The 19555-nt window shown below is 62.4% G+C and carries 14 protein-coding genes; 8 read left to right on the top strand and 6 right to left on the bottom strand.

Features of this window, described 5'->3' with window-relative positions; all coding sequences use genetic code 11:
* The first annotated feature begins 299 nt into the window (after nucleotides 1–299).
* The 7 genes from C2L65_RS09720 (at nucleotide 300) to astE (ending at nucleotide 9833) form a co-directional block, all read left to right on the top strand.
* Complete coding sequence (locus C2L65_RS09720) at nucleotides 300–2282, top strand: tetratricopeptide repeat protein (protein ID WP_081920954.1); 1983 nt, start codon at nucleotides 300–302, stop codon at nucleotides 2280–2282.
* Between the two features lie 351 nt (nucleotides 2283–2633).
* Nucleotides 2634–3863 carry an aspartate aminotransferase family protein gene (locus C2L65_RS09715; protein ID WP_042308401.1) on the top strand — a complete coding sequence of 410 codons (1230 nt, stop codon included), beginning with the start codon at nucleotides 2634–2636 and terminating at the stop codon, nucleotides 3861–3863.
* A gap of 28 nt (nucleotides 3864–3891) precedes the next feature.
* The gene (gene aruF / locus C2L65_RS09710; protein WP_042308403.1) at nucleotides 3892–4944 is read left to right on the top strand and encodes an arginine/ornithine succinyltransferase subunit alpha; all 1053 of its coding nucleotides are present in this window, start codon (nucleotides 3892–3894) and stop codon (nucleotides 4942–4944) included.
* The gene (astA, locus tag C2L65_RS09705; protein WP_042308406.1) at nucleotides 4941–5966 is read left to right on the top strand and encodes an arginine N-succinyltransferase; all 1026 of its coding nucleotides are present in this window, start codon (nucleotides 4941–4943) and stop codon (nucleotides 5964–5966) included. The genes aruF and astA overlap by 4 nt, the downstream gene beginning before the upstream one ends.
* A gap of 8 nt (nucleotides 5967–5974) precedes the next feature.
* A complete protein-coding gene (astD, locus tag C2L65_RS09700) occupies nucleotides 5975–7438 on the top strand; it encodes a succinylglutamate-semialdehyde dehydrogenase (RefSeq protein ID WP_042308407.1) in 1464 nt (487 codons plus the stop codon).
* A 9-nt stretch (nucleotides 7439–7447) separates the two neighbouring features.
* Nucleotides 7448–8797 carry an N-succinylarginine dihydrolase gene (gene astB, locus C2L65_RS09695; RefSeq protein WP_042308410.1) on the top strand — a complete coding sequence of 450 codons (1350 nt, stop codon included), beginning with the start codon at nucleotides 7448–7450 and terminating at the stop codon, nucleotides 8795–8797.
* Nucleotides 8781–9833 carry a succinylglutamate desuccinylase gene (gene astE, locus C2L65_RS09690; RefSeq protein ID WP_081920956.1) on the top strand — a complete coding sequence of 351 codons (1053 nt, stop codon included), beginning with the start codon at nucleotides 8781–8783 and terminating at the stop codon, nucleotides 9831–9833. Before astB ends, astE begins: the two co-directional genes overlap by 17 nt.
* A gap of 18 nt (nucleotides 9834–9851) precedes the next feature.
* Here the strand turns inward: astE and C2L65_RS09685 are convergent, their stop codons facing one another.
* The 6 genes from C2L65_RS09685 to C2L65_RS09660 form a co-directional block, all read right to left on the bottom strand.
* Nucleotides 9852–11309: an MdtP family multidrug efflux transporter outer membrane subunit gene (locus C2L65_RS09685; RefSeq protein WP_042308415.1), complete on the bottom strand. Its 1458-nt coding sequence runs from the start codon at nucleotides 11307–11309 to the stop codon at nucleotides 9852–9854.
* A 1-nt stretch (nucleotide 11310) separates the two neighbouring features.
* On the bottom strand, nucleotides 11311–13410 hold the full coding sequence (locus C2L65_RS09680) for an FUSC family protein (protein WP_042308417.1): 2100 nt from the start codon (nucleotides 13408–13410) through the stop codon (nucleotides 11311–11313).
* 7 nt (nucleotides 13411–13417) lie between these two features.
* Nucleotides 13418–14482: a multidrug transporter subunit MdtN gene (mdtN, locus tag C2L65_RS09675; protein WP_042308419.1), complete on the bottom strand. Its 1065-nt coding sequence runs from the start codon at nucleotides 14480–14482 to the stop codon at nucleotides 13418–13420.
* 30 nt (nucleotides 14483–14512) lie between these two features.
* Nucleotides 14513–14770: a YtcA family lipoprotein gene (locus C2L65_RS09670; protein ID WP_042308421.1), complete on the bottom strand. Its 258-nt coding sequence runs from the start codon at nucleotides 14768–14770 to the stop codon at nucleotides 14513–14515.
* Nucleotides 14771–14881: 111 nt separating this feature from the next.
* The gene (locus C2L65_RS09665; protein ID WP_042308423.1) at nucleotides 14882–16573 is read right to left on the bottom strand and encodes an arylsulfatase; all 1692 of its coding nucleotides are present in this window, start codon (nucleotides 16571–16573) and stop codon (nucleotides 14882–14884) included.
* Nucleotides 16574–16699: 126 nt separating this feature from the next.
* The gene (locus C2L65_RS09660; RefSeq protein ID WP_042308425.1) at nucleotides 16700–17986 is read right to left on the bottom strand and encodes an anaerobic sulfatase maturase; all 1287 of its coding nucleotides are present in this window, start codon (nucleotides 17984–17986) and stop codon (nucleotides 16700–16702) included.
* Nucleotides 17987–18505: 519 nt separating this feature from the next.
* Between C2L65_RS09660 and C2L65_RS09655 the strand changes: the two genes are divergently transcribed.
* Nucleotides 18506–19306, top strand: a complete 801-nt coding sequence (locus tag C2L65_RS09655) for an ABC transporter substrate-binding protein (protein ID WP_042308427.1) — start codon at nucleotides 18506–18508, stop codon at nucleotides 19304–19306.
* Nucleotides 19307–19555 lie beyond the last annotated feature (249 nt).

Raw genomic sequence — 19555 nt, 5'->3', positions numbered from 1 at the left:
CGCTAGACGAAGGAGTGGGTTAAATGAATAGGACGGTGCTTCGAATGGTGTCGGAATTGTTTGAATTTGTGTGCGAATGAGACTGGGCGCTGCTTGGCCACGAGCGGCTCGTGGCATGCAGTTGTCTTGATGGGCTCATCGACGCAGCTAGCAGGTTCACGATGCTTGTAACCTGCAGGGAATGTTCGGATGTTCTGGCTATCGCGTTGCCCGTTATACTTGATATCCATAAGAGTTTTTAGGATGACGTATTGTTACGTCTTGAATAAATTCGGGATAAGAAGATTAAGCTGGAACTCATGTCTATTTTCGAAAGTGCATTGGATGCACACAAATCTGGCCGCCTTGATGAAGCGAGTTCGGTTTATCGACAAATTCTCACTCACGAACCCCGCCACGCAGATGCGTTCCATATGCTCGGTCTGATTGAACTGGAGCGAGGGGAGTTGGTGGCTGCCGAGAACTCGATACGCCAGGCAATCTCCATCAACGAAAATGCGATCTATCTAACGAATCTCAGCAACGTCTTGCTGGATCAGCAGCGCATGACCGACGCCGAAGCGTTACTCCGCAGTGCTATTGCGTTGAACCCGTTCTACGCAGTGGCCCATTACAACCTCGGCTTGCTGTTGATGGAAATAGGGGTGTCGCAAGAGGCGCAAGTATCAATGCGTTGCGCCCTCGAACTTCATCCAGAATTTACTGAAGCACACGTGAGCCTTGGCGCTCTGCTAACCGACGCCGGGCAGTTCAGCGAGGCGGAGGCGGCGCTAAGACGCGGCCTCGCATTCGATGAAATGCATGCGAGCACGCACCGCCACCTTGGCAGGCTGATGCTGCTGGACAAGCGTCCCGAGGAAGCCGAATTGTTTTTCCGTCGAGCAATCGGGCTTGATGCTCGATCGGCATTGGCATACAGCGGGCTTGCTGCGGCGCTAACCGAATGCAAACGTCTGGAAGAGGCGGAAGCTGCGTGTCGGCAGGCGCTGGCAATCGATTCCGTTTGCGTGGACGCCCATGTGAATCTGGGTACCGTGCTTCTCAGGGCACGACAATCCGAAGCGGCGGAAGCGTCACTACGCTGTGCGATCAGGCTGGATCCTGAGCACGCCCTGGCGCACTACAACCTCGGCATGGTGCTGGCCAGCGAACAGCCCGCCGTTGCACGAATGCTGCTTGAGCGGGCGCACGAACTGGCACCATCCCATATCGAAACCTGCCACGCGCTGGGCTACGTACATGCGCTACAAAATCAGAACGCATCGGCGGAGAACTGGTTTCGATACGTACTTGCACACAAGCCGTCGAACATCGCTACGCAATGGTGTCTGTCGTTGGTGCTGCTGAGCGAGGGCCGTTTCGAAGAGGGATGGCGCCTGCATGAGTCCCGTACCGTCGTGGTCGACGGCGAAGCTGTGTCAATGCCTCCCGATGTCGACTTTCCGTCGTGGCAAGGTGAACCGTTGCATGGCAAGACGCTGGTCGTCCTGCACGAGCAGGGTTATGGCGATTCCCTGCAGTTCTGTCGTTATCTGCCAATGCTCAAACGGCTAGGTGTCAAGCGTCTGAGTGTGATCTGCCGTTCGGCGCTCCGGCCACTGATCGAAAGCATGGAGGGCGTCGATGTCTGTATCGAACAGGACTTCGCGCACGATGTACCCGAGCACGATTATTGGTGTTTCATGATGAGTCTGCCGCTCCGGTTTAACACGACCATCGACAAGATCCCTGCCGTCATGCCCTATCTTCGCGCGCCCGAAGAGAGGCGGGATTTCTGGCAACGACGCTTGCCGACGGGGGGCTTCAAGGTCGGCCTTGTTTGGGCCGGCGATCCAAGACCGGGCATGCCTGGCGCGAACGCGATTGACCGTCGCCGTTCGCTCAACGCGCGAGCTTTTTTGCCGCTTCTGGCAGTGCCGGACATTACATTCGTTAGTCTGCAACTGGGCGCGATCACACGCCCGCAACTCGATAGCATCCCACCCGCGATACGGCCTCTCGATCCGATGGGAGACGTGTCCGACTTCGGGGACACAGCCGCCATTATCGAGTGCCTCGATCTGGTGATCGCAGTCGACACCTCGACGGCCCATCTCGCCGGTGCGCTGAACAAGCCGGTCTGGATTTTGTCCCGTTTTGACACCTGTTGGCGGTGGCTGCGGGGACGCAACGATTCGCCGTGGTATCCGTCGGCACGCCTTTTTATCCAGGAAACGCCGGGTGACTGGGATGGTGTTATCAGTCGCGTCGTGGATGCATTACGCGAACGGGCAGCGACGTGAGCTTGCGCGCGACGGTTGCGGAACTCGTCGCGCTGTCGAGCATGGTCCTCTCGCGGCTTGCACGTTGTGGATATGTCCTGATGCTTGTCAGTTGACGATCATCTGTATGGATTTAGTATTTAAAATCAATGGCATGCGAGCATATTCATGCCTCTCGGCTTCTGTTGGCGACAGGCGAATCTTTCCCCACGCCCGCGCCGCGACGGTACTTCGCGGATGCCAGCACAAAGCGTGAGAACCCCCAAAACGTCGCAGACATAAAAAAAGAACCCGTCGCTTCCACGCAAGACGCCCCGCCCACTGTCACCTAAACTAAGTACCGTCAAAGTGACCAAACCCCGAGGCCCCGCCATGCATGACCAAAATGTCACCCGCCAGACCTTCGACGAAGTCATGGTCCCCGTCTTCGCGCCAGCGTCTTTCGTACCGGACCGCGGCGCCGGTTCCCGCGTATGGGACACGCAAGGCAAGGACTACATCGACTTCGCGGGCGGCATCGCCGTCACGGCGCTGGGCCACGCGCATCCCGAACTGCTGAAGGTTTTGCACGATCAGGGCGCCAAGCTGTGGCACATCGGTAACGGTTACACGAACGAGCCCGTCCTGCGCCTCGCAAAACGCCTCGAAGAGCTGACTTTCGCCGACCGCGCATTCTTCGCGAACTCCGGCGCGGAAGCCAACGAAGCCGCCCTGAAACTCGCGCGCCGCGTCGCCTTCGACCGCCACGGCGCACAGAAGGACGAAATCGTCTCGTTCACCCAGTCGTTCCACGGCCGTACGTTCTTCACGGTGAGCGTCGGCGGACAGCCGAAATACTCGGAAGGCTTCGGCCCCGTGCCCGCCGGCATCAAACACCTGCCTTACAACGATATCGAAGCGGCGCGCGCCGCGATCGGCCCGAAAACCTGCGCGGTGATCGTTGAGCCGGTGCAAGGCGAAGGCGGCGTGATTCCCGCCGATCCCGCATTCCTGAAGGCGCTGCGCGAAGCCTGCGACCAGCACAACGCATTGCTGATTTTCGACGAAGTGCAAACGGGCGTCGGCCGTACGGGCTTCTTCTATGCGTATCAGGACACGGGCGTCACACCCGACATCCTGACCACCGCGAAGGCGCTCGGCAACGGCTTCCCGATCGGCGCGATGCTGACTACGAATGAACTCGCCGCGCACTTCAAGGTCGGCGTGCATGGCACTACGTACGGCGGCAATCCGCTCGCGACGGCGATCGCGCTGAAAGTGGTCGATCTCGTCAGCGACCCGAAACTGCTGGAAGGTGTGCGCGCACGCAGCGAACAGTTCAAGGCGACGCTCGCGAAGATCAACGACCGCTTCGGCATCTTCAAGGACGTGCGCGGCAAGGGTCTGCTGATCGGCATGGAACTCACGGAAGCCTACAAGGGCCGCGCGAAAGACTTCGTCACGGCAGCCGGCAAGCACGGCGTGATCATGCTGATGGCGGGCCCCGACGTGCTGCGCTTCGCGCCGTCGCTGATCATTTCCGCTGACGACATGAACGAAGGTCTCGCGCGCTTCGAAAAGGCGATCGAGGAAGTCGTCGGCGCAACAGCGCTCGCGAAGTAACCTTCAAGCCACATTACACGAGACCACGATGCTCTTCGTCCGCCCTGGCCGCCTGGCCGATCTCGACGCGTTGCAACAGATGGCGCGCACCGCGCAGCCCGTGCTGCACTCGCTGCCGCACGACCGGCGCGCGCTAGAGGCGCGTGTCGCGTTGTCGGAAGACTCGTTTCGCGCGGAAGTCGATTTTCCGGGCGAGGAGTTCTATCTCTTCGTGCTGGAAGACAGCGAGACGGGCAAGCTGCACGGCACGTCGAGCATCGTCGCGGCAGCGGGCTATTCGGAACCGTTCTACGTGTTCCGCAACGACGCCCTCATTCACGCGTCGCGCGAACTGCACGTGAACCGCAAGATTCACGCGCTGACGATGTCGCATGAACTGACGGGCAAAAGCCGTCTCGCCGGTTTCTATATCGACCCGGCGATGCGCGGCGATGCCGCCGCGCATCTGATGTCGCGCGCGCGGATGATGTACATCGCCGCGAACCGCAAGCGCTTCACGTCCGAAGTGTTCTCGCTGCTGCTCGGCGTGACGGACGATACGGGCGTGTCGCCATTCTGGGAAGCCGTGGGCCGCAAGTTCTTCGGCCGCAATTTCGCCGATATCGAAGTGCAGTCGGGCGGCCGCAGCAGCACGTTCATCGCTGAAGTGATGCCGAGCTATCCGATCTACGTGCCGCTGTTGCCCGAAGCTGCGCAGCGCGTGCTCGGCGAGCCCGACGAAAAGGCGCTGCTCGCGTACGACATCCACATGGAAGAAGGCTTCGAGACAGATCGCTACGTCGATATCTTCGATGCGGGCCCCGTGCTGACCGCGCAAATCGAACGCAGCGCGTGCGTGAAGCGCAACGAGACGCGCACTGTGCGCGAAACATCGGCGCAACAGGGCGCGACGTATCTGATCGCAAGCAACAAGCCGGGCGAGTTCCGCTGCGTGCTCGCCGATCTGCCCGCGCAGACGGACAACGGCGCGCCGCTGCCGGCCGCCGCGCGTCATGCGCTCGGCGCGCAGGACGGCGATACGGTGCGTTGCGTGCCGCTGCATCAGCAGGAACCGACACACACCACGGGAGAAGCACAATGATCGTCGTTCGCGTCGTGCAGACGGGCGATGTGGACGCGCTCGTCGCGCTCGCTCAGGAGACGGGTCCCGGTCTCACGACCTTCAAGCCGGATCGCGATGCGCTCGCCGAGCGCGTCGAGCGCGTGCGCCGCACGCTCGAAGACAAGGCCGTGCCGCACGAAAAGGGTTACTTCTTCGTGATGGAAGATTCGCAGACGAAGGACATCGCCGGCGTCTGCGGGATCGAAACGGCCGTGGGACTCGAGCAGCCGTTCTACAACTATCGCGTGAGCACGGTCGTGCATGCGTCGCAGGATCTCGGTATCTGGACGCGCATGCGCGCGCTCAACATCTCGCACGATCTGACGGGCTACGCGGAAGTATGTTCGCTGTTTCTCAGCCCGCGTTATCGCGCGCATGGTGTGGGCGGTCTGCTGTCGCGTTCGCGCTTCATGTTCATCGCGCAGTTTCGTGAGCGCTTTCCGCAGCGCATCTGCGCGGAGTTGCGCGGCCATTTCGATGCCGACGGCACGTCGCCGTTCTGGCGCGCGGTCGGTTCGCATTTCTATCAGATCGACTTCAACGCCGCCGACTATCTCAGCTCGCATGGCCGCAAGTCGTTCCTCGCGGAGTTGATGCCGCGTTTCCCCGTGTACGTCGAACTGCTGCCCGACGAAGCGCAGCAGGCCATCGGCCTCACGCATAGCGACACCTTGCCCGCCCGCAAGATGCTCGAAGCGGAAGGGCTGCGCTACGAGAATCACGTCGATATTTTCGACGCGGGTCCCGTGCTCGAATGCCACGTTTCCGATTTGCGCACGGTGCGCGAAAGCGTTGTCGTGCCCGTCGAGATTGCTGCTGTCGCAGCGCAGGAGGGCGGCTCGCGTTCGCTCGTCTCGAACACGTCGCTGGACGATTTCCGCACGGGCGTCGCGGCGGGTGTCGTCGAGAACGGCGTGTTCCGTCTGACGGCGGACGAAGCGGCGGCATTGAACGTGAAGGCAGGCGAGCCGGTGCGCGTGCTGCCCCTGAAACAGAAATAAGGACTGACATGAGCGAGCTTTTCATCGACGGCGAATGGGTCGCCGGCACAGGACACGCATTCGCATCGCGCAACCCGGGCACGGGCGCGACGGTGTGGGAAGGCAACAGTGCGTCGGCGGAAGACGTCGATCGCGCCGTGATGAGCGCGCGCCGTGCGTTCGCATTGTGGTCGGCCGTGAGCCTCGACGAGCGCGTCGCTGTCGTGCGCCGCTTCGCTGCGTTGATCAACGAGCGCAAGGAATCGATCGCCGAGGCGATTGGCCGCGAGACGGGCAAGCCGTTGTGGGAAGCGCGCACGGAAGTCGCGACGATGGCGGCGAAGGTCGACATCTCGGTCCAGTCGTACAACGAGCGCACGGGTGAGCGGCGCGCCGCGATGGCCGACGGCACAGCAGTGCTACGTCACCGTCCGCATGGCGTCGTCGCTGTGTTCGGGCCGTACAACTTTCCTGGTCATCTGCCGAATGGGCATATCGTGCCTGCGCTGATCGCGGGCAACGCGGTTGTGTTCAAGCCTTCGGAACTTGCGCCGGGCGTGGCGCGCGCGACCGTCGAGGTGTGGCGCGATGCGGGTCTACCCGCTGGCGTGCTGAATCTTGTGCAGGGCGAGAAGGACACGGGTATTGCGCTCGCGAATCACCGGCAGATCGACGGGCTGTTCTTCACGGGCAGTTCCGACACGGGCACGCTGCTGCACAAGCAGTTCGGTGGCCGTCCCGAGATCGTGCTCGCACTCGAGATGGGCGGCAACAATCCGCTCGTCGTCGCGCCCGTCGCCGATCTCGATGCCGCCGTGCATCACACGATTCAATCGGCGTTCCTGTCGGCGGGGCAGCGCTGCACATGCGCACGCCGCATCTTCGTGCCGAACGATGCGTTCGGCGATCAGTTCCTCGCGCGTCTCGTCGAAGTCACTTCGCGCATTGCCGTGGGCGAATACAACGCCGATCCGCAGCCGTACATGGGCGCGGTGATTTCGGCGCGTGCGGCGGCGCGTCTGGTCGAAGCGCAGGAGCGTCTGATTGCGGACGGCGCGAAGCCGCTGTTGAAGATGGAGCAGCGCGATCCGAAGCTCGGTTTCGTTTCGCCCGCGATTCTCGATGTGACAAACGTGACGAACCTGCCCGATGAAGAGCACTTCGGGCCGCTCGCGCAGATCGTCCGTTACGGCTCGTTTGACGACGCGATCTCGGGTGCCAACGACACGGAGTTCGGCCTGTCTGCGGGCCTGCTCGCCGACGACGAAGCGCTGTGGACGCACTTCCAGCGCGCGATCCGCGCCGGCATCGTGAACTGGAACCGGCCGACCAATGGCGCTTCTTCGGCGGCGCCGTTCGGCGGCACGGGCCGCTCGGGCAACAACCGGCCGAGCGCGTATTACGCGGCCGATTACTGCGCATACCCGATGGCCTCTGTCGAAAGCGCGCAACTGCAAATGCCCGCGAGCGTGTCGCCGGGTCTTCATTTCTAAGGATCGACGATGCAAGCCACTGAAGCCAATTTCGACGGACTTGTCGGCCCGACCCACAACTATGCGGGGCTGTCGTTCGGCAACGTCGCGTCGCAGAACAACGACAAGTCCATCGCGAACCCGAAGGCCGCTGCCAAGCAGGGCCTGCGCAAGATGAAGCAGCTTGCGGACCTCGGTTTCAAGCAGGGCGTGCTGCCGCCGCAGGAGCGTCCGTCGATCCGCCTGCTGCGCGAGCTCGGTTTTTCCGGCGACGACGCGAGCGTGATCGAGCGCGTCGCGAAGAACGCGCCGGAGCTGCTCGCGGCGGCGAGTTCCGCATCGGCGATGTGGACGGCGAATGCCGCGACGGTCAGCCCGTCGGCGGATACGCAGGATGGCCGCGTGCATTTCACGCCCGCGAACCTGACCAGCAAGCTGCATCGCGCGATCGAGCATGAAGCGACGCGCCGCACGCTGCGCGCGATTTTCGCCGACCCGTCGCGCTTCGTCGTACACGAGGCATTGCCCGGCACGCCCGCGCTCGGCGACGAAGGCGCGGCGAACCACACGCGTTTTTGCGCGGAATATGGCGCGAAGGGCGTCGAGTTCTTCGTGTATGGACGCAGCGAATATCGTCGCGGTCCGGAGCCGAAGCGCTATCCGGCGCGTCAGACGTTCGAGGCGAGCCGCGCGGTTGCGCATCGTCACGGTCTTGCCGATGACGCGACTGTGTACGCGCAACAGACCCCCGAAGTGATCGATGCAGGCGTGTTTCATAACGACGTGATCGCAGTCGGCAATGCGCGCACGCTGTTCTGCCATCAGCTTGCGTTTGTCGAGCAAAAGGCCGTGTACGACGAACTCCGTTCGAAGCTCTCGAAGCTCAATGGCGAGTTCAACGTGATCGAAGTGCCGGACGCGCAGGTGAGCGTCGCCGATGCCGTGTCGTCGTATCTGTTCAACAGCCAGTTGCTGCTGCTCAACGACGGAACCAGCAGCAAGCAGGTTCTGGTGGTGCCGCAGGAGTCGCGTGAGAATCCGCGCGTGGCGGCTTATCTCGACGAACTGGTCGCCAGCACGGCGCCCATCGACGACGTGCTGGTGTTCGATCTGCGCGAGAGCATGAAGAATGGCGGCGGACCTGCGTGTCTGCGCTTGCGTGTCGTGCTGAACGAGGCGGAGCGCGCTGCGGTGACGCCGGGCGTGTGGATCGACGACAAGCTCTTCACGCGCCTCGATAGCTGGATCGACACGCACTATCGCGATCGCCTCGCGCCGACCGATCTCGCCGATCCGAAATTGCTGATCGAGTCGCGCACGGCACTCGATGAACTGACGCAGATTCTTGGTCTGGGTTCGCTGTATGACTTCCAGCGCTGATTCATCCGTGCCGGCGATGCTCGACGATTTCCTCGCGTGTACGCTGGCCGGCCATCGGCCCGCCGACGATGCGCGCGAGGGCGCGTGCGCGAACGGCTTGCGTTGGACATGGATCGACGACGGCGTGCTGCAGTTCGAGCCCGCCGGGTTGGCGAATGGCGAGGGTCGCAGCGTGCTGGCGTCGGCGGGTATTCATGGCGATGAGACGGCGCCCATCGAACTGCTGTCGTTTGTGGTGCGCGACATCGCACAGGGACGCGCTGCGCTTGCTTGCCGGCTGCTGGTGATACTCGGCAACGTGCAGGCGATGCGCGAGTCGTGCCGTTATATCGACGACGATCTGAACCGGCTGTTCAGCGGACGTCATGCGCAGTTGCCCGCGAGTCACGAGGCGCCGCGTGCAGTGGCGCTGGAGCGCATAGCGCAGCAGTTCTTCGCCGCGGCATCCGATGCGCCCGGCGCGCGATGGCATGTCGATCTGCACACTGCGATTCGTGCTTCCGTGTTCGAGCAATTCGCGCTGCTGCCGCATACGGGCGCGCCGTTGTCACGCGCGATGTTCGAATGGCTGCGCGATGCGCGGATTGCGGCTGTGCTGTTGCATACCACCAAAGGCAATACGTACTCGCATTTCACCGCCGAGGTTTGCGGTGCGGATGCCTGCACGCTGGAGCTTGGGAAGGTGCGCCCCTTCGGGCAGAACGATCTCGCGCGATTTGCCTCTGCCGATGCAGCGTTGCGCCAGCTGATTGCCGGTGAGCCTGGCGACGCTTCCTTGCCGCTGCCGCGTGTCTTTACCGTCATCGATCAGATCACCAAGCAAAGCGATTCCTTCGAGTTGCTGCTCGCAAAAGATGTGGCCAATTTCACGGCATTCACGCGCGATACGGTGCTCGCGCGCGATGGCGATTATCGCTATGTCGTGCGTCACGACGAGGAGCGCATCGTGTTTCCGAACGCAACGGTGAAGCCCGGATTACGGGCGGGGCTTCTGGTTGTCGAGACGACGGACCAAACGCACTCGCAACTCGCGTAGCCCGGGCGGGCGCGCAGTTTACGGTTTGGCTGTGTCGCTTGCATAGCCGCCACCCAGCGCTTTGGTTAGCGCGATGCCTTGCGCAAGGCGCTGGCCATCGAGTAGCAAAAGCGCCATCTGTTCAGCCAGCACGGGCAGGCGGGCCTCGGTTGCAATCTGACGGCTCGCGAGACCTCGCGTGTAGTACGCCTCGGCTGATTCTTGCGCGAATCGGGTTGCGCCGATCTTTTCCACTTGAAGTGCGCGCTCGTCATCGAGCGCCTGCAGACGGTTGCTGCTGACGGCGACGTCGCGTACTGCGTTGAGCACCGCCTGATTGTATTGTTCGATCAGCATGTCGCTGGCGGCGCGCGTGCCATGCAGGTTGGCGTTCAGACGGCCACCGTCGAAGATCGGCAGGTAGAGACCCGGTATCAGGTTGATCTGTTGACTGGCGCTGCGAAACAGCTTGTCGAGGTGAAGCGAGTCGAGACCGATCAACGCCTTGATGTCCAGACTGGGATAAAAAGCGGCCTTGGCGGCATCGATCTGGCTGAAGGATGACTGCACGTACCAGCGCATGGCCTGAAGATCGGGGCGTCGGGCGAGCAGTTCGTATTGCAGCGTACGTGGCAGGCTCGCTTCCACTTGGGGCAACGGCACGGGTTGGATGTCGTCCAGATCATCGGGTCCCGCGCCGACCAGTGCCCGGATCGATTCGCGCAGTTCCTTGACCTGTCCCTGTGCGGCGACGATCTGGCGGTCGACGGCCAGCTCTTGCGCGCGCGCGCCATGCAATGGCGTGTTCGCTTCCAATCCGTGCTGGACCTTGCTTCGATGCGCGTCGACCGCGTAGTCAAGTGCGTCCCGCGTTTGTTGCAGCAAATCGAGCATCCGATACGTGGTCTGCATGCTGTAGTAGAGCTGCGCGACGCCCGACGAAATGTCCAGTTCCGCGGCGGCCGTTTCGGCGATCCGCGCATTTTGCACGCCGAGCGCGGCTTCGACGGCCGAGCGGTGCATGCCCCACAAATCGATATTGAGATCGGCGACCGCCCCGAGCACGCCTTCCGTGTACCACGGCCCCGTGATGCCGAGACGCGGGAGATTCAGCGCGTAAGGACCCAGAAAACCGTTCGCCGATGCGCGTTGCTCGTTGATGAGCGCGAACGCGGCCATTTGCAGGCCCGTGCCGGCACGGAGCACGTCCGCCTGGGACCCCGCCTGAGTGACACGCGTGCGCACCATCGCGATAGTCGGCGAGCCCGCTAGCGCGCGCTGGATCAGCGCGTCGAGTTGCGGGTCGTCGTAGCGCTTCCACCATTGGGCGTCGGGCCAGCCGTCGTGGGCGAGATGGATGTCGTTGGCAAGCCGGATCTGTTCGGGCGTGATCTGCGCGTGCGGCGGCGTATCGTTGTGGATCAACGCGCAGCCCGACAGCAGCGCTGCGCAGCAGATCAGTATGTCGAGCCTGAAGCGTGAGAGTGAGTTTGCCATGTCAAATGCTCTTTCCCGGTTGCGTAGCGGCGGTGTCGATGCCGGAAGCAACCGTCGTCGTCCAATCCGGTAGTTCGATAATCTGCGTGGCCAGTTGCCGCGCTTGTGTGGCGAGGGGCGATCGCACGTCGGCGGATGGAGCAACGGGCAGCGAGCGGGGCGGGGTGGCCACGGGCGGTTGCGCAGCCAGGCCGTCGGCGTAGTGGTCGAGCGCCTCTGCGGCCTGCTGACGCCATGCGTCCCATGCCTGATCGACGGCAGGTTCTTCGTGGCCTTCGGCACCCAGCCTGTCACGCAGGACGTCCCATTGATCGACAATCCTTCGGCCGCCATGCAGAACGTCGCGCGCGCGTTGCAACATCGCTCGTCGCGTGGCGGATGGCAGGTTGACTTCCATCGCCACGCGCTCGACCATGTCTTCGCAGCTTTTGAGCGCGTTCCAGCAAGCCACGCGTTGTTGCAGATAGTCCAGGTGTTCGGAACCGTCCGCGCAGTCGGGGTGACGAATGAGCTTGCCCACTTCGCGCAACGCATCGGCGAGCTTCTGGCGGATCGTATTCACCTCGCTCTCGGGCCAGATGAACGTGTAGACCACGGCCGACACGACGATGCCAATCAGGATGCCGATCGCGCGGTCGCGAATCTCGCCCAGATCGGCAGACGGACCGAAGCCGTTTTCCAGCGTGGCCATCGCGAAGGTGAACACGAACTGCGTACCGATATAGGACGAGCGCTCGGAGCCCGTGGCTACCCAGGCGCCCGCGAAGAATATCGGTGCGAGCATCAGCAGAAAGCCAAAGATGCCGTCGAGGCGGGGGATGATGACGATGGTCGTGAGCAAAGCGAGCAGCGCGCCGATCAGCGCACCGCCACAGCGCAGCATCATTTTCTGGAACGACGCGCCGGTGCTCGGATACGCGACGATCACGCAGGTCAGCAGGCTGGTATGGATGCCGTCCCATTGCGCGCCGTGATAGAACACGTAGCAGATCAATGCGGCCAGCGTCACCTTGAGCGCGAAGCGCAGGTATACCGGGTTCGTCAGCGAGTCGGGGACGAACAATGCGTCTTTTGGCGCCTTCGGCGCCGGTTGCCCGAGGTCGAAACGCGCCAGATCTTGCAAGGTATGGCATAGACCGTCCAGACCGAACGTCGTGGCGGTTGTGCGTTCAGCATGGGTCGGTATCCATGTGCCGCGATACGGCTCGGCCTGTTCGACCGACGCGTTCAGCGCCGCCACTTCGTCCCTCAGCCTGCTCACGAGCGCACGTCCGGCATCGCCCATCGGGAGCGGGCGCGCAGTGAGTGCGTTCGTCTTCGCGCGCAGGTAGCCGACGGCGGCGATGCACGCTTTCCAGTACGGCGCGATCGCGCGATAGCCGGCGTCGTCCGACGTGGCGAAGGTGTGCAGCCCTTGCAGCGCCAACGTGTCTTTTTCGATGCGTGTGGCAGGCGATGCCGCTGATGCAACCGTCAGCGTCGTTCCGCGCATCTGTTCGAGACGGGCCGATACATCGGAGAGCTGACGATGCAATTCGCGCTGCAACAGGGCGACGGGACGGGACGGGAAGAGAAAGCCGCACACGATCACCATGAGCAAAACTGGATACATGCCCGCGACGACCGCCCACATCAACGCGCGTACCGCGATTTCGGGAAAGTCCAGCGAATCGGGGATGGTTTGACCATAGGCGGCCACCAGCGCAACCGCGAAAAACATCAGCCCGAGCTTGTTGACGCGCATCAGATACATGCTGGCGAACAGAATCAGGCCTGCGGCCGCGATGCGGATCAACGGATAACCGTAAGCGTATTTGAGCACCAGAAACAGGGCGCCGACGTCGAGCACGGTCGCGACGACGAATACGACGGCAACGACTCTGGTAAAGAACGCGTTCTGCTGTACGCCGTAGAACAGCACGATCAGGGATACGGCGATCAACGGCACACTTAGTGTCATCGACACAAAGACGACGAGCAGACAGAGCGAGCCCAATTGGGTTGCCTGAGCGACTCGCCCGGGACGCGCCTCAGTCAGTTCCTCGCGGAAAAAGCTCGCCAGAGCCTGGAGAGGCTCCGGCACGTAGTCGGCCAGTTTCATCGCGGACTCAGGAACGGGGTTTATTGGCGGCCTGCGGGTTCAGCTGGGGGTTCAACTGCGCGACGGCCGACGCGCCGATCCTGAACAGTTCGGCATCGGGTTGATCGACCAGGATCTTCACGGGAAACCGCTGCGCGACCCGCACCCAGTTGATGCTGCGCTGTACGCGCGGCAGTCCGCCGAGCACGAGGCCGCCGTCGTCGGGCAGCACGCCGTAGCCGATCGAATCGACCTTGCCCTTGAAGCGCTTGCCCGTATCGCTCATCAGGTAAACGGTAGCGGGCGTGCCGGGGCGAATGTTCTTCAGTTCGGTCTCGCGGAAGTTGGCGACGACGTACCAGTGCCGTGTATCGATCAGCGTAAAGATCGGTTTGAGCGCCGAAGCGAACTGGCCGACGGAAGTTTTCAGCGACACCACGCGACCGTCGAAGGGAGCGCGCACCGTCGTCATGTCGAGGCGGAACTGCATCAGCGCAATGTCGGCGAGAACCACGTCGCGTTGCGCGACTAGCGCATCGACACCCGTGACGGCCGAGGTGGCCTGCTGGGCCTGGAGCCGCGCGGCGACCAGGTCGGCCTCGGCCGCGCGTTGCGCGGTGCGGACCCGATCGACGTCCTCCGCGGACACGTAGCCCGGCGCCAGCAGAGGCTGCGTGCGCCGCAGCGTTTCCGCCGTTTGCGCCGCTGTGACGCGGGCGCGTTCGACGAGAGCATGCACGGAACCGGCGCCGTACTGCTGTGCCGTGACCACGCGCCGCGTGAGCGCGATCTGCTTGTCGAGCGCGACGAGCGACGCTTTGGCTCGCGCGAGTTCATCGTCGAACGGGCGCGGATCGACACGGAACAGCAGATCGCCCTTGTTGACGCGCTGATTATCTTTGACGGCCATCTCGACGATGCGTCCGCTGACGTCGGGCACCACATCGATGGTGTCGGCCTGGGCATAGGCGTCGTCTGTGCCGGGTGAAGTATCCACGCGCCAGATGACGTAGGCGAGCAGAGCCAGCGTGATGACGGCAAGCGTCAGCGCGGGCCACTTTCTGCTTTTCAATGTGTTGGGGCGAACGGCCATCGGAAGGCTCTGATTGACGATGTTGCAGCGTTAAAAGAAGACCAGCCAGACCAGCAGCGAAAAGAGCAGCATCAACGTGGGTTGCACGATGACGGGCGGCCCGAATGTGCGCTCCTGTCCGAGCCGGATCAGCAGGCCGCGCACGATCAGCGCGAGCCCGAGCCCGGCGATGGCACAAAAGAGCCAGTCCGGAAAGTACGAGCCGAGCACGGAAATGGATCGCGGCATCGTGCAGCCGGAGGCGGCCATGCTGAGCATGATCAACAGGATCGGTCTAATCACAGGCATAGCCTTCGAAAAATGATGTCGATGCGAGCAGGCGTCGCGAATCGGGTGCCTGGTGCGCCGTCAGCCGCGAGGCACGCGGGAAGCGCGTGCCTCGCGAGACGGGATGGCGCGTCAGTCGGACTTTTTGGTCATCGCTTTCGCGCGCGCGTTGTTGCGCGCGATCTCGGCATCGACGCCGGCACGTATGCCATCGACCGTGAAGCTGGCAGGCGTCTGCGCGGGCGGATACGCGACGAAGGTGTCGAGGAACTTCGCCGTCTCCGCAATCGCGCCGTAGAGCACATAGACGTTCTTGGTCGTCCAGTCGTAGTACTGGTCGGAGACGACGTCGGCGCGTTCGTACGGATCCATGCGCAGGTTGAAGATCTTCGGCACGCGCAGACAGGTCAGCGGGTTGTTCCACACTGCGAAGCCGCCAGGAGCGCGCTGTTCGCAATAGACGAACTTCCAGTCGCCGTAACGCATGTCGACCAGAACGCCGTCGTCATCGAAGTAGTAGAACTCCTTGCGCTCGCTTTTCGCCTGCTTGCCTTCCAGGTACGGCAACTGGTTGTAGCCGTCCAGATGGTTTTTGAAGGGTTGTCCGCCGATGCTCGCGCCCTTCAGCAGCCGCTCCTTGATGCTGGTGTCGCCGGCAGCCGCGAGCAGCGTGGGGAACCAGTCCATGCCCGAGAAGATTTCATTGGAGACCTGTCCCGGCTTGACGTGGCCGGGCCAGCGCACCATGGCAGGCACGCGGAACGCGCCTTCGTAGTTGGAGTCTTTCTCGTTGCGGAACGGCGTTGTTGCGGCGTCCGGCCATGTGAACTGGTTCGGACCGTTATCCGTCGTGTAGACGACGATCGTGTTGTCGGCGATCCCCATTTCGTCGAGCGACTTGAGCAGCTTGCCGACGTCCTGGTCGTGCTCCCACATGCCGTCGGCGTACGTGTTGCCGGCCATGCCGCCTTTGTCCTTGTACTCCGGGCGCACGTGGGTGAACACGTGCATGCGGGTGGTGTTCATCCAGACGAAGAACGGTTTGTCCGACTTGGCCTGTTCCTTCATGAAGTCGATGGCGCGGCCTGTCGTCTCGTCGTCGATGGTTTCCATGCGCTTGGACGAGAGCGGGCCCGTGTCCGTGCAGACCTGTCTGCCGACCTTGCCGAAGCGCGGATCGACGGTGGGGTCGTCATGGTCCGAGGCCTTGCAGTCCATCACGCCGCGCGGCATGAAATACTTCGCATAGGCCTTGCCCTGCGGTGTGTCGGCTTTCGGCCAGTACGGACGTTCCGGCTCTTCTTCCGCATTGAGGTGATAGAGGTTGCCGTAGAACACATCGAAGCCGTGGACAGTCGGCAGATACTCGTTGCGGTCACCCAGGTGATTCTTGCCGAACTGGCCCGTCGCGTAGCCGAGCGGCTTCAACGCCTGGGCGATCGTGACATCCGATGCCTGCAGCCCTTGCGGCACGCCGGGAACTCCCACCTTGCTCAAGCCCGTGCGCAACGGCGATTGCCCCGTGATGAACGAAGAGCGGCCCGCTGTCGAACTGTTCTCCGCGTAATAGTCGGTGAACATCATCCCTTCGTGGGCGAGGCGGTCGATATTGGGTGTCTGGTAGCCGACGACACCCTGGCCATACGCGCTGATGTTGGTCTGACCGATGTCGTCGCCGAAGATGACAAGAATATTCGGCGGCCGGGTGGTGTCGGCTGCGTGGGCGACGGGGCTCAACGCGAGCCATCCGGATACCGCCGCGGACAGCGCCGTGACGACCTTGCGTTTGAGCATGTGTCTAAGAAACAGGGTCTTTTTTTCCATCGATTGCTTTTGCTGGCTATGGGTGCGGCACTTGAAAATCTCCTGCGAAAAGGAGGCGGCAGGAGGCGACGTAGACGGACTTGCATCCGTCTCATGTTCGAACGCGTGGAGGGCGGGCGGGCCCGGCTATCCGGCGTGGAGGCTGCGGGCGATCTGCCGCAGCCTTGGGCCGGCGTGCGAATGAAACTGCCTGATCCCCGGGCATAGGTAGTTGAGTCCGGGCTCACCGTCCGGCGCACGAACGAGCCGGTTCTTCGGGCATTCGCCCCAGCACAGGTTCAGGTGCGGGCATTGCAGGCAGTACTTCGGAAGGGTGTCCTTCTTGCCGAATCCGAAGGCTTTCTGGCGCTCCGAAAACGCAACGTGATGAAGCGGGTGGCTGAAGATGTCGCCCAGTTCGTATTCGGGATAGACGTAGTGATCGCAGGAGTAGACGCGGCCGTCGTGCTCCATCGCGAGCCCCTTACCGCAGAAAGGGGCGGTGATGCAGAGTTGCGAGGGCATGCCCATGGTCTGCGCGACGGCCGTTTCGAACAGGTTGACCAGCACCCGGCCCAGATCTTCGCGATGCCACTCGTCGAAAGTGCGGCTCAGGAAATAGCCCCAGTCATCGGGATCGACGGACCAGTCGGTGACGACGGAATCCGCCGCGCCCGGTTTCGCCCGCTCGGTGCCGACCACAGGAATCGATGCCTCGTCCCAGAATTGCGGCGCGACCTGTTTGAATGTCCTGGCCTCCACGCACGGATTGAACTGCAGGTAAGTCGCGCCGACTTCTCGCGTGAGGAAGCGATAAACGTCGATCGGTCTGCGTGCGTTGAGCCGGTTGATCACGGCGAGCGCATTGAAGGCGACCCCGTGACGGTGGATGCATTCGAGCCCCCGCATGACCCTGTCGAACGTGGGCTTGCCCGAGCGCGACACGCGATAGGCGTCGTGCAGCTCGCGCGGCCCGTCGATCGACAGGCCGACGAGAAAATCGTGCTGTTTGAGAAACGCGCACCACGCGTCGTCGAGCGCGGTGCCGTTGGTTTGCAGGTTGTTTTCAATCCGCTGGCCCGCGCTTTTGTACTTCTCCTGCAGGCGCACGACCTTGCGAAAGAAGTCGAGCCCCATGAGCGTCGGCTCGCCGCCTTGCCAGGAAAAGACGATCTGCTCGCCGTCCTGCCCTTCGATGTATTGGCGGACGAACGTTTCCAGCGTCTGGTCGTTCATAAAATCGCCGCGGCGCTGTTCGAGCAACTGCTCCTTGTGCAGATAGAAGCAATACGTGCAATCGAGATTGCAGGCCGACCCCGTCGGCTTGGCCATGACGTGAAAGCGTCGCTTGAAGCGCGGACCCGATGGCGGCGCGTCGACGTCGCCCAGACTGGTCGCTAGTGGTGTCAGCGGAATGGTCGTGCTGTGTTTCATTGCAGTCGATGCTCGAAGATTCGCCAGGGGTGCGTGGAATGCAAGGGACGTCGACACTATTTTCTGTAAAAAAATAATGTCGGAATCCTTAGTGAAAATATCATACGCAATACGAAGCAATTATCGTATTAGCCTAAAGGCGTATTGCGTCGTCGTGTGTCGCCGGGTACGCTGACGCGCCGCAAGCACGACGGCATGCCAGTCGTCTGAATCGATCGACAGATTTGCATCACAACCTCTAGCTGTTTCTTGTGTGCTGGCGAATTTCCTAAGGAGGATTGCGTCGTTGCGACAGGATTTTTCTGATTTGAGCCGATCTCGATCAGCGCACCGCGACACGCAAAACCGGCGCACTCGACGGGGGGCTGAGGAAGACCCTGTAAAATCCCGCGCTCGCGTCGCCTTGTGCGCCGCACCAAACCGGACGACGGCGTTTGAACCGTATTTTTGGCGTGCCCATGATCGCGGCACGCCCAAGGCGGGCCATTCCGCCACAAGCACTTCTTGAGGAAAGCTTTAATGAAAATGAGTTGGCAAAAGATGGCCACGCTCGCCGCAGTGGCGGGTACCCTGACGGCCGCGACGGTAACGGCCGCAACGGCAGCCGAGATCAAGGAAATCCGCTTCGGCGTCGAGGCATCGTATGCGCCGTTCGAATCGAAGTCGCCCGCCGGCGACCTGCAGGGCTTCGACATCGATATCGGCAACGCCGTCTGTGCCAAGCTCAAGGCGAAATGCGTATGGGTCGAGAATGCGTTCGACGGCCTGATCCCCGCGCTCCAGGCCCGCAAGTTCAACGCGATCAACTCGGACATGTCGATCACCGACCAGCGCCGCGCCGTCATCGACTTCACCGATCCCATCTACGTGATCCCCAACCAGGTGATCGCGAAGAAGGGCAGCGGTTTGCAGCCGACAGCGGCATCGCTGAAGGGCAAGCACGTCGGCGTGTTGCAAGGCTCGATCCAGGAGGCCTACGCAAAGGCGAAGTGGGCGCCCCTCGGTGTCGACGTGATTCCTTATCAGGCGCAGGATCAGGTCTATGCGGACCTCGTCGCGGGCCGTCTCGATGCGTCGTTCCTCGACGGGGAAGCGGCGTCGAAGGGCTTCCTGAAGAAGCCGCAAGGGGCGGGATTCGAATTCGCCGGCCCGGCCGTGTCGGATGAAAAGCTGCTTGGTTCGGGCGTCGGCTTCGGTCTGCGCAAGGGCGACGCCCAGCTGAAGGACGCCGTCAATCAGGCGCTCAAGGAACTGAAAGCCGACGGCACGATCGACAAGCTCGCGGCGAAGTATTTCGACGTCAAGGTCACGCTGAAGTAATGCGCGCTTCGTCCGGCGCGGATCGTCGCGCCGGCGTCGAACGTCGAACGGCCGCTTCATGCGGCCGTTTTTTTTGCCCTTGTTTTCCCAGTCTTTTTTCGCTTCTTCATGCTCCTGCGCATGGCGGCGTGCGCTAAAATCTGCGCACGGGGAAAGACGGCTCGATATGCAGCGGGTGCAGCCGCACATGTCGGATGAAGCCGCCAGAACGATACTCAACAGACGAGAGCACGAAGCGCCACGCTTCGC

It is taken from the genome of Paraburkholderia terrae, assembly GCF_002902925.1.
In the GTDB taxonomy this organism is placed as follows: domain Bacteria; phylum Pseudomonadota; class Gammaproteobacteria; order Burkholderiales; family Burkholderiaceae; genus Paraburkholderia; species Paraburkholderia terrae.
The sequence above is the reverse complement of the archived record's forward strand: the minus strand, read 5'-3'. Positions and strand labels throughout refer to the sequence as shown.

Bases quoted from the DNA above. Each gene is read 5' to 3' on its own strand.
- C2L65_RS09720 (WP_081920954.1), top strand. From the start codon at position 300: ATGTCTATTTTCGAAAGTGCATTGGATGCACACAAATCTGGCCGCCTT.
- C2L65_RS09715 (WP_042308401.1), top strand. From the start codon at position 2,634: ATGCATGACCAAAATGTCACCCGCCAGACCTTCGACGAAGTCATGGTC.
- aruF (WP_042308403.1), top strand. From the start codon at position 3,892: ATGCTCTTCGTCCGCCCTGGCCGCCTGGCCGATCTCGACGCGTTGCAA.
- astA (WP_042308406.1), top strand. From the start codon at position 4,941: ATGATCGTCGTTCGCGTCGTGCAGACGGGCGATGTGGACGCGCTCGTC.
- astD (WP_042308407.1), top strand. From the start codon at position 5,975: ATGAGCGAGCTTTTCATCGACGGCGAATGGGTCGCCGGCACAGGACAC.
- astB (WP_042308410.1), top strand. From the start codon at position 7,448: ATGCAAGCCACTGAAGCCAATTTCGACGGACTTGTCGGCCCGACCCAC.
- astE (WP_081920956.1), top strand. From the start codon at position 8,781: ATGACTTCCAGCGCTGATTCATCCGTGCCGGCGATGCTCGACGATTTC.
- C2L65_RS09685 (WP_042308415.1), bottom strand. From the start codon at position 11,309: ATGGCAAACTCACTCTCACGCTTCAGGCTCGACATACTGATCTGCTGC.
- C2L65_RS09680 (WP_042308417.1), bottom strand. From the start codon at position 13,410: ATGAAACTGGCCGACTACGTGCCGGAGCCTCTCCAGGCTCTGGCGAGC.
- mdtN (WP_042308419.1), bottom strand. From the start codon at position 14,482: ATGGCCGTTCGCCCCAACACATTGAAAAGCAGAAAGTGGCCCGCGCTG.
- C2L65_RS09670 (WP_042308421.1), bottom strand. From the start codon at position 14,770: ATGCCTGTGATTAGACCGATCCTGTTGATCATGCTCAGCATGGCCGCC.
- C2L65_RS09665 (WP_042308423.1), bottom strand. From the start codon at position 16,573: ATGGAAAAAAAGACCCTGTTTCTTAGACACATGCTCAAACGCAAGGTC.
- C2L65_RS09660 (WP_042308425.1), bottom strand. From the start codon at position 17,986: ATGAAACACAGCACGACCATTCCGCTGACACCACTAGCGACCAGTCTG.
- C2L65_RS09655 (WP_042308427.1), top strand. From the start codon at position 18,506: ATGAAAATGAGTTGGCAAAAGATGGCCACGCTCGCCGCAGTGGCGGGT.